We start from the raw sequence: 10,124 nt of genomic DNA on the forward strand, positions 1-10,124 counted from the left end.
CGCGATACCCCTCCTCTTCCTCGAATATGAATACTTATTAAATCACTATTGCCGTCGCTGTACAATTGTACCCTTAGGGCATCGGCCTCAATGGGGAACTGTGATGCGCCGCCCCACTCATAAATACCACTGTCGATCCAGCCTCCACGACCTTCTTCGATAACGATCCAACTACCATTATGACGGTAACTTATTCGCCAAAGTGTGTTTGGTTGAGGCTGATTTGGATATGTTCCTCCAAATGTTATATAGTTGATGCGCTTGGTCGAACTCCAATCTACCTGCCATTTGAAACCGTCATCAGCACTAGGGCGACCAAGGTTAACATTATAGAGCACTCCATACTCATTGTATCTTGTGCTTATGACATAATCGTCTTTAATAGGATCATAAAGAATTGCTTGCGGTGTGCCACGGCCATTGCTTACTGTACCGCTCAATAGAGCATCGGGTAAAAGTGCTAGGTTAACATCAGCATCAGCAAGATTATTCGCAGTGCCTGACCCTTCAATTACATTGACTATTCTAACTACTTCATCGGCAGCATTGCCAGACGCATCATTAACATTATAGGTCACAACATAGACCCCTTCGATATCCGTTTCTACAATATCACCACCGATAACTATTGCTGAACTAACATTATCGTCTGAATTATCAGTAGCGGTAGCGCCTAGTTCTGTATATTCATCCCCAAATTCGATAAATTGCGGATTGTCACCATTGAGAGTTATCACTGGTTTAGTTGTGTCTACTACATTTACAATACGTACTACTTGAATAGCATCATTGACGCCATCAGTAGCATCATATAAAATTTCATAACTACCGATCGCATCCATATATGCAGAATCATCTACTATTACAGGTGAACCATCATTTGATATGGCGCCTAATTCTAGATAACCAGACCCAAGTTCGATAACCTGTGGGTTATCACCAGTTAGAGCTATCACTGGAACTTCAGTATCTATTTTCACCTTTAAAACATTGGAAATATTACAAGCGCCTTGTCCACAATCGTCTTCATTCGAAATTACAGTTGCAACAATATAATATACTTGTTTACTAGAAAGTTCTGTCAAATTCAATGGTATGTTTAACTGTCCTGAAGCATCCAATACTCCTACATACTCTTGCAGCGACTGTATCTTGTTCATTTCAAATAAATCCGTTGGCATATTTGTTGTTATATCTTCTAACGTAGTGCCATATACCAAGACTTCAATACTAGCATTGGCTGGTCCGATAAGGGAAGCTGTTTGTTCTGTTTCATTCACTATTCCATTATCACCAATTCCTTCTAAACTTATTGAAGGTGCATCGCATTGTACAAATGCTGGATTAAAGAAATTTTCAGAATTTACTACACTATTACCAACTTGATACAATTGCCTTGTAGCTGAACTACCATCTGAATAATTTACAGTAACAGTAGACCCAATAAGTTCTGTACCGCTAATGGCTCCTGCATTTCCAGCGGAATCAAATCCTTCTATGCTTCTAGGATCAACATCTACCGCTATATCCACTGTTTCTCCAGCTTCAAAATCATTAAAATTTAAAGTCATAACATTATATCCTCCTGGTCCATTTGGGTCAGAAAATGGAGCTACACAGTCTACATCTGAACTTGTTCCATTATTTCCCGGGATAGTAAGACCTACGTTTGAATCTCCTCCGGTTTGCGAAACAATTGTAACGCATTGAGCAGTTGCATCACCAGCAGTACCAATTGGATCAAAAACAATATTTGGTAGAACGGCTGTACTTAAATCGATACTAACGGATGTGATTTTTACATTACCTGATGAATTATTGGTAATAAACAAACCACCACCATAGGTACTAGAATTATTAATGTTTCCACCAGTTTCAAACGCTACTCTTGCACATGGCATAGAATCTAATACCGTGAGACTTATCGTAGTAGTTGATTCTATTACATTACTACCTGAAGCTGTAATGGAAGCTGAATAATCTCCAGGAGATAATCCGGTAGTATTTATACTAAATCCGTTATTTGCGCCATTTAGAATTAACCACGTGGGCGGTTGAGAAGTAGCAGCATCAATTACTGTAAGTATCAAATCTTGTGGCAAAGGACTATCATTCGAAGTAACTAATTCAAAGGATTCAGACAATTGTTCTTCACTATCTAGTGTAAACTCAAAATTGTTTGAATTAAATACCAAATTAGGTAATTCTGCTACTTGTAGTGACACTTGAATAGAAACATCGTCATATCCATTTATACCAGAGGCAGTAAGCGTTGCCGTATATAGACCAGGAACTAACCCTATTGTATTAAAAACCATTTCATTAATACCTTGTATCCCAATTGCAGGAGTTGTTGCCCATGATGAAGTACTTGACGTTGCATTATCAGTGATAATTATATTAGCTGATGTAGGTAAATTTGTTTCATTATTAGAATCCAAATCAAAGGAAACAATGGTTGTTTCACCTACAAATAAAGTAGATGAAATACTGTTTGGTGTTATTTCTATTCCGGGAGTAACATCTACGACCACTGTACCATTGTTAGTTCCGTCCAATACATTTCCATTAGCGGTAACCACTGTCCCTGCCGTATTCTCTGGATTGATAAAGTTAATAGGACTATTTCCTGATCCCACTGCGGTGAAAGAAACTGTTATCATTTCAAAATTACCGGATGGGAATGGTGTTGTAAAAGTGCCTGCCCCATAATCTATTGTGCCTTGTGTATTATCAAAGTTTTGTGTGAGAACTGGAATATTGAAAGGTATTGTTGTTGGAGTCAAACTTGAAACCTGTAAAATAGCGGGATCAAAATTTAAATGAATTTCCGCCCCATTAACTGGCTGTATACCCGTTGATAATAAAACTTTAACGTCAAAAGAATCTCCAATACTAACGTTAGTATTAACTGGATTTATGGTTAAAAAAACACCATCTTCATAAACATTGACAACACGTACTATTTGTGCGGCGTCATTTACCCCATCGTTAGCTGTATAAAGAATATTATAAGTACCCACAGCATCTACAAATGCACTCGAATCTATTGCAACCAAAGAACCATCATCTGTTATTGCTCCCAGTTCAGTATAACCACTACCAAGTGAAATATATTGAGGATTAGCGCCATTCAGTGTAATTATAGGAGCCACATTATCTACTACATTAACCACACGTACTATTTGCACTGCATCATTTACCCCATCGTTAGCATCGTACAAAATATTATAACTGCCCACAGCATCTACAAATGCATTGGCGTCAATAGTAACTATTGAACCGTCATTTGTAGTAGCACCAAGTTCCGAATAACCAGTTCCAAGTTCTATTATTTGCGGATTGTCACCGTTCAAGGTTATTATAGGTATTGAAGTGTCCACAACATTAACTTCACGTACTATTTGCACTGCATCATTGAGCCCATCGTTGGCATCGTAAAAAATATTATAACTGCCCACAGCATCAACAAATTCACTTGCGTCGATAGTTACTATGGAACCGTCATTTGTAGTAGCACCAAGTTCTGAATAACCGTCACCTAGTTCTATTATTTGAGGATTGGCACCCTTTAAGGTTATTATAGGTACTGTAACATCCACCGTATTTACAACTACTGTTGTTGTTTTTGTTGTTGTTATTCCACATGCATCAGTTACAGTAGCAGTAATAAAATGATTTCCTTCGACATTTAATATAGGAGTAATACTACTTCCCGTACCTAAATTTCCTCCATTATTTGTTTCTATGTCAGAATTCCAACTGATTATCAAAGTGGTATCATCCTCTTCTAAATCTGCAGCTACACTACTTAAACTTATCGTTTCTCCAGGTTCAATTGTGACCGGAGCAGCAAGTATATCCTCTAAAGTAGGAGCTGTATTTGCAATAACATTTACCGCAATACTTTGGGTAACTATTGCGGGTGTGGCATCTTGTACTTCAGCTGTGTAGGTAGCAGATCCAATAACACTTGTCAAAGCAAGTGTGCCACCTGTTCCAACAATAGTACCAACATTGTCTTTCCAAACTATGATACTATCCAAATTGCCTTGTTCTGCATCATTCGCTGATGCGGTTAAGATAAAATCTTCTCCATTATTTTCACAATCCAATACATCTTCCACCACTTCTATTGACAGTGAAGGGGCTGCATTCGTAACAAAATTTGAAGTCTCAACTATACAGAAACCACTCAACTTAGCATTGTCGGCTATTGCATCCAAATCAATATTTAATACTCCGTCAGTAACGGTAACTGAAAATGTTTTTGTTGCAGCGGTTAAGGGGCCAAACTCGGAAAATAAATCAACGCTAGTTTCTATGGAACCTTCAACATTAATATCAAATAAACGTTCACCAGCACCTAAATTGGTTCCTCCACCAGCAACTCCTATGTATAATTCTGCGAAATATAGTTCAACTGTAAATTGACCATCTCCAGTAGGTACTGCATAATTTAAGGGATCATTATAATTCTCCGATTGAAACAAAGCTTCCTCACCACTTCCTTGAACTACACCACTGTAATTGGAGACAACTTTATTATAAGCTGTTGCAACTGAAGTTAAATACTGATCGGAAGCAAAAGTTTTTCCGAAAGCATTAACTGATGGTTGATTACCTACATTGACACAAATTGGGAAGACTATTAATGGCTCTATCGTCCAAGTAAAACTTGATATTGCCGTTTCTGATTCATCATCTGTTGCTGTAATGATTACCGAGTATGGACTATTATCTATTGCTCCTGGTAAGATAGTACCACTAATTTCTCCTGTAGTTAAATCTATAGTTAATCCTGTAGGAAGTGAACCAGTAACTGAAAAGGTAACATCTCCACCATCTGGATCATTTGCTGCAATAAATAGTCCTTGAGGGCTATCACCTACTAAATTTGATTGATCTGTTATTTCTGTTGTGAATATTGGCGGTTGGGTTGCCGTTAATTGTGCAAAAACAAATTGTTGAATATTAACTCCACCATTAAATTCTAGACGTAAGGTTTTTAAACCTGTATTTGTAAAGTTTACCGTTGTGCTAAAGGGATCATAAATATTCCAATCCTTCTTTGGGACAGTTACCGTTCCTAAAGCTGTTCCATTACCTTCTTCTAAAATGGTTATATCCGTAGAAGTACCATCAGCTCCACTTCCGTTAGCGGCAGTAAAAGTAATATCGTAAGCCCCTACCGTTTCCACATTTATTAGATATTCCAAAAACTCACCGGCGCCAATATAACCAACATTGCCCGCCGTCTCAATGGCAACCGTTAAACCTCCTTGTGGGTTACTACTACCATACCACGGTATGGGATTATTAAATGTGTTGGCTATTATGGTACCTGCAACTTGTTGTGCTACATTAATTGTAAATTCTTCTATAACAGATGGATTTACTCCGTCATTGGCGGTTACCCTAGCTAAATAAGAGCGTCCCTGATTGGGTGTCCAGTCTAATATGTAGTTCCCATTTGTTCCTGTAAATGTATAACCGTTGACCGATGTGGTAGGATTAAAAGGAGCGTTTGTACCTCCTAAACTGATATCAAAAATTTCAAGATTTGCATTAGGATTGATATCATCTGTAACAGTAACCGATAAGGAAATTGGATCTCCTTCATTCACAATTATATCATTAATAGTAGTTATAACCGGGGAAGTATCATTTGCTGGTGAGGTAATTTCCAATTGAAATTGCTCTGTTATAGGCGAGCTGTTTCCATCACTAATTATTGCATTAAAAACATATGATCCAATTGCATCTATGGATGCTGTTCCAGAAATTGCTTTACTGGCTACGTCAAGAGATAAACCTATAGGTAACGCAGGATTAATAGTAATGGTTAAATTATCGTTCTCTGGATCATTAATATTTAATCCCAAATTTACTGGAGTACCCACTTCTGCAGTTAGGTTTCCGATTGCTGAAGATGGTAAAAGGTTTGCCGAAGTAACTTCTGTTATACAGAAACCAGAAATTTTTCCATTATCCGTTGAGGCTGGCCCAACTCCAATTTCAATAGAACCATCTACTACATTTACAAAATAGGTTCTTGTAATTGCAGTTTGATTGGAACTAATTCCATCTTTAATTGGATTTACTGGATCATATTCATCAAGTATTATATTTCCTTCAAGCGAAACATCAAATACACGACCTCCTGATGCCGGATGATAAATTTCTGCTATATATAAATCTACTTGATAAAACCCATTAGTTACAGGCACATTATATTCAAGCGAAGGATTGGCAGCATCTTTGCCTCCATAAATTTCTTTTTGAAACAACAGCAATTCACCTGGAGTATTTGTTCCCGCAATTTCACCAGTGTATCCGGAATATTTTTTGCCATTGGCTCTACTAAAACCTTGGCCTGTTGGAGCAACATTATTAGGATCACCAATAAATGTTCTACCAAAAGCAGTTAAACCAGCTGAGCCTGAAGCAATACAAATCTGGAATGGAGTAGTCGTATTTACATTAACAGTTCTAATTGCTGTTCCCGTATTACCAGCGATATCAGTTGCTGAATAAGTAATTTCATATTGTCCTGCAATACTTGTATCTACGCTACCTAAAGTATTAACCGTAACATTAGAATCTACATTATCTGTTGCCGTTGCACCGGCATCTACATAAACATCATTAACATTTAAATCAATTACAGAACTACCATTCAAAGTAATGACAGGTGCTTCTGTATCTGTTATGGCAGGAGTAACAATAAAATTAAGAATTGCTTTAGCTCCAACGCAATCAAACTCTACATGATTGGCTCGAGCTGCTACCACTACAACTGTATTTGTACCTTCAATAATACCATTTCCATTTCCATCATAGGCTAATGCTCCACTGGAATCATCAAAAGTAAATACGGTTTGATTTCCGTTTAGTGCAGTAGAAATTCTTTTACTAACATCAATATTGTTAACATCTGGTGGGTTTATAAAAAAATGAAAATGTTCATTAGGATTTGCTACGGTACCAAATAATAAATCAACTGTACTAACATCTATAGTTACCGAAGTGCCAGTAATTACCGAACCTTCTGACGGACTTTGAAAAGCTACTTGAGGACAGGAAACTTCCACATTTATCTCATCAGTTACAGTTAATGGTGAACTATTAGAATCAGAAACAAATGCTTTTAAAGTCTGACTACCCGGTTCTAAGAAAACTCCAGTAACTGCTGAACCAGTATTAGGTGTAGCAATAAAACCTGTATCTGAATCTGATGACCAACTAATGTTTGAAGAAATATTGCCATCCTCTAAATCATTTGCATCTCCAGAAATATTAAATGAAGTACCCCTAGAAACTACTAAACCATCTACAGGAGTGAGAATCGATACTGTTGGTGCAGTGTTTATTGAGCCAATAAAAGTAACATCAAAATAATCTGTATTAGAATAATATTGATTACCTCCAGACCAATCAAAACGTATAGTTTGAATACCTTGATTTAATAAAATGCTAGTATTATAATTACCAAAAACAGACCAGTTGGTTGACTGTGGTACAATTACAGTTGCAGATGGTTCGTTGTTAATTGTTAATATACCCGTTTGTGCAGAACCATTAGAGGAATTAAAGTTAAATTCATAAGTACCTGTTGTTGGTACATTGATAGTATATTCTACAAAATCTCCAGGACCAGTAAAACCGACCACTGTTTTTGCGCCTACCTCAACACCTACACCAACTCCACCACCTAAATTACCTTGATTATCATAAGATTCAGCTTCAATTCTCACCGAATTTGAAGCAGACAATTCTTGGGGAATGTCATTAACAGTGACATCAAAAGTTTCTATAACTGTATTTGAATCTTCATCAGTAACTGATATTGTAATAGTGTAAACTGCACTTCCATCTCCATTAGAACCCCCATCCCCAAATGTTGGTGATACTATTAAATCTGAAGAGTAAGAACCTGGTGTGTTAATTAAAACATTTTCTGTAAGAAAGCCAGAAGCGTTAAAAGGAAATGGGTCCGTTTGAGGTGAATTATTATTTGATTGTAATTCTTGGGGCTCGTTAGATATTGATGATATAGTCACGGATAAATTATCATTGTCCGCATCTAATATTTCAATAACATTAATCAAATTCAGAACACCATTCTCATTAACACTTTGGTTGGCTATTGCTGTAATACTTGGAATTGTATTAACTACGGTTTCAGTAACAGTTATATTTTTAGTAATTACATCGGTTAACCCTCCATCATCCTCAATGGTTAACTCTATGGTATAAGTTCCTGCGCTAGAATATATATAAGTTGGTGTTTGACCTAATTGAACTGGAGAACCATCACCAAAATCCCAAGAATAAGAAACAATTGTACCATTTCCATCAGGATCAGTTGAAGTCCCTGCATTAAAAGCAACTTCTAAACTTTGTGCGCCAATGCCAGGAGTTGCCGTAAAATTAGCTGTTGGAGATTGATTAATAGTGCCTACTTGTATAGAACTATCAATGAAATTTTTAGTAAATGAACTACTCGCGGGACCTGTAACGATTAGCGTACCATTTGGCGAATCAAAAAACAATAAATCACTATTTCCATTAGACAATGCTGTGAATTCTACTGTCAGAAAATCATTATCACCCGAGGGTTTGGGTGACGCAAATGAAACTGCATTATAGTTAATTGTACCTATTGAGTTATCTATAACATTTTCAAGAGAAACAGGATAGCTAGCTGCAGTGGTAACGGTATTTGCTTGTAGTACAGTAGGATTATATTTCAGTTTTAATTGGGCTCCTGTAATTTCTTGTGCTCCCGATTGAAATTGAACAGTTACCGAAAAATTCTCACCAATCTCAATATTTGTATCTGTAGGTTCAGTAAATACAACATTTACATTCTGTGCAATTAATCCAGTTGTAAAACCTAGAAATAAAACCGTAGAAATTAGTAAGTATTTACTAAACTCAGATTGAAAGCTCTTTTTAAAGTTAAACGGCAAGAATAAATTTGAAAACAAGTCGGTTGTGAAAAGTAGAATTTTCTTCATAGTGTAACTGGAATAGAATGGTTATTTTGATTGAGAGAAGTATATAGAAAGGTGTGTTTCGCTAATGAACACATTATTAAATGAACACCAACTAACGATTTTGAATTAAGTAAACAAAGTAGAATATCCAAAGAGCAAAAGAATGGCTCAGGATTACTAGTCGAGTAATTTTTAGTCATTTAAAATAGGTTTGGTTAGATATTAACCAAAGCACTATACAGGTTAATTTATTGTCGTAAGTGGGGTACGAAATAAATACCTTTTGGGGGGATATTTTAGCCTTTAAAAGGCTGAAAACACAAAAAATATGTACTTAACAAGAATATATATTATTGTTCAATATAGGGGTAGTTTTAAAAATTTTTACGATAAAAGTTATATTTGTCACGACAAACAGCTCTTATTTAATAATGACAATTTAATATTCTGTATGAGTTTTGCAAGTTTTTGATTCTTAATCAATTAAAAATTATTTAAAATTTTTAAAAAGTTAATGCTGAATTAATAATCGCTTATAAAATTGATTTCCGTTATTATGTGTAGATTTTATATAGTAAATTCCATTTTGTAAATCTTGAACATTAAAAAATACGGAAGACTTGTAATCCACAGTTCCGTTTTCAATTGTTCTAACCAACCTACCAGTAACATCAAAAATTTGTATTGTTTCGACTGTATTCGGTAATATAAAACTCACAGACGTTTCATTAATTGCAGGATTTGGATAGACAATCATTTTGTTCTCCGGCATTTCTTTAACCTTTGCAGCCGATGACGAATTCGACAGATATTGAATCAACGTGGCCTTGGTCGCCATAGCGCTATCGTCCACATATTGGGACACTCCGCCCCTTCCCCGGAGATGGATGCTTACAAGATCATTGTTTCCATCGCTGTAAACCTGAACCCGGAGCGCATCGGCCACGATAGGGTACTGCGCAGACCCGCCCCATTCATAGATACCGGAGTCGATCCATCCGCCCTTGCCCTCTTCAAGTACGGCCCAACTTCCGTTGTGCAGATACGATATCCTCCACATCGAATTTGGCTGGGGCTGGTTAGGGTACGTTCCCCCGAAAGTAATATAGTTGATACGCTTGG

Annotated in this window: 2 protein-coding genes; both read right to left on the reverse strand. The window is 36.6% G+C overall.

Annotation, left to right across the window (positions count from 1 at the left end):
• A partial coding sequence (locus tag BM296_RS19245; RefSeq protein WP_143099105.1) for an immunoglobulin-like domain-containing protein occupies positions 1-9,023 on the reverse strand: 9,023 nt, incomplete at its 3' end.
• 490 nt (positions 9,024-9,513) lie between these two features.
• A partial coding sequence (locus BM296_RS19250) for a T9SS type A sorting domain-containing protein (RefSeq protein ID WP_143099106.1) occupies positions 9,514-10,124 on the reverse strand: 611 nt, incomplete at its 5' end.

This window comes from Maribacter stanieri (assembly GCF_900112245.1).
GTDB lineage: Bacteria > Bacteroidota > Bacteroidia > Flavobacteriales > Flavobacteriaceae > Maribacter > Maribacter stanieri.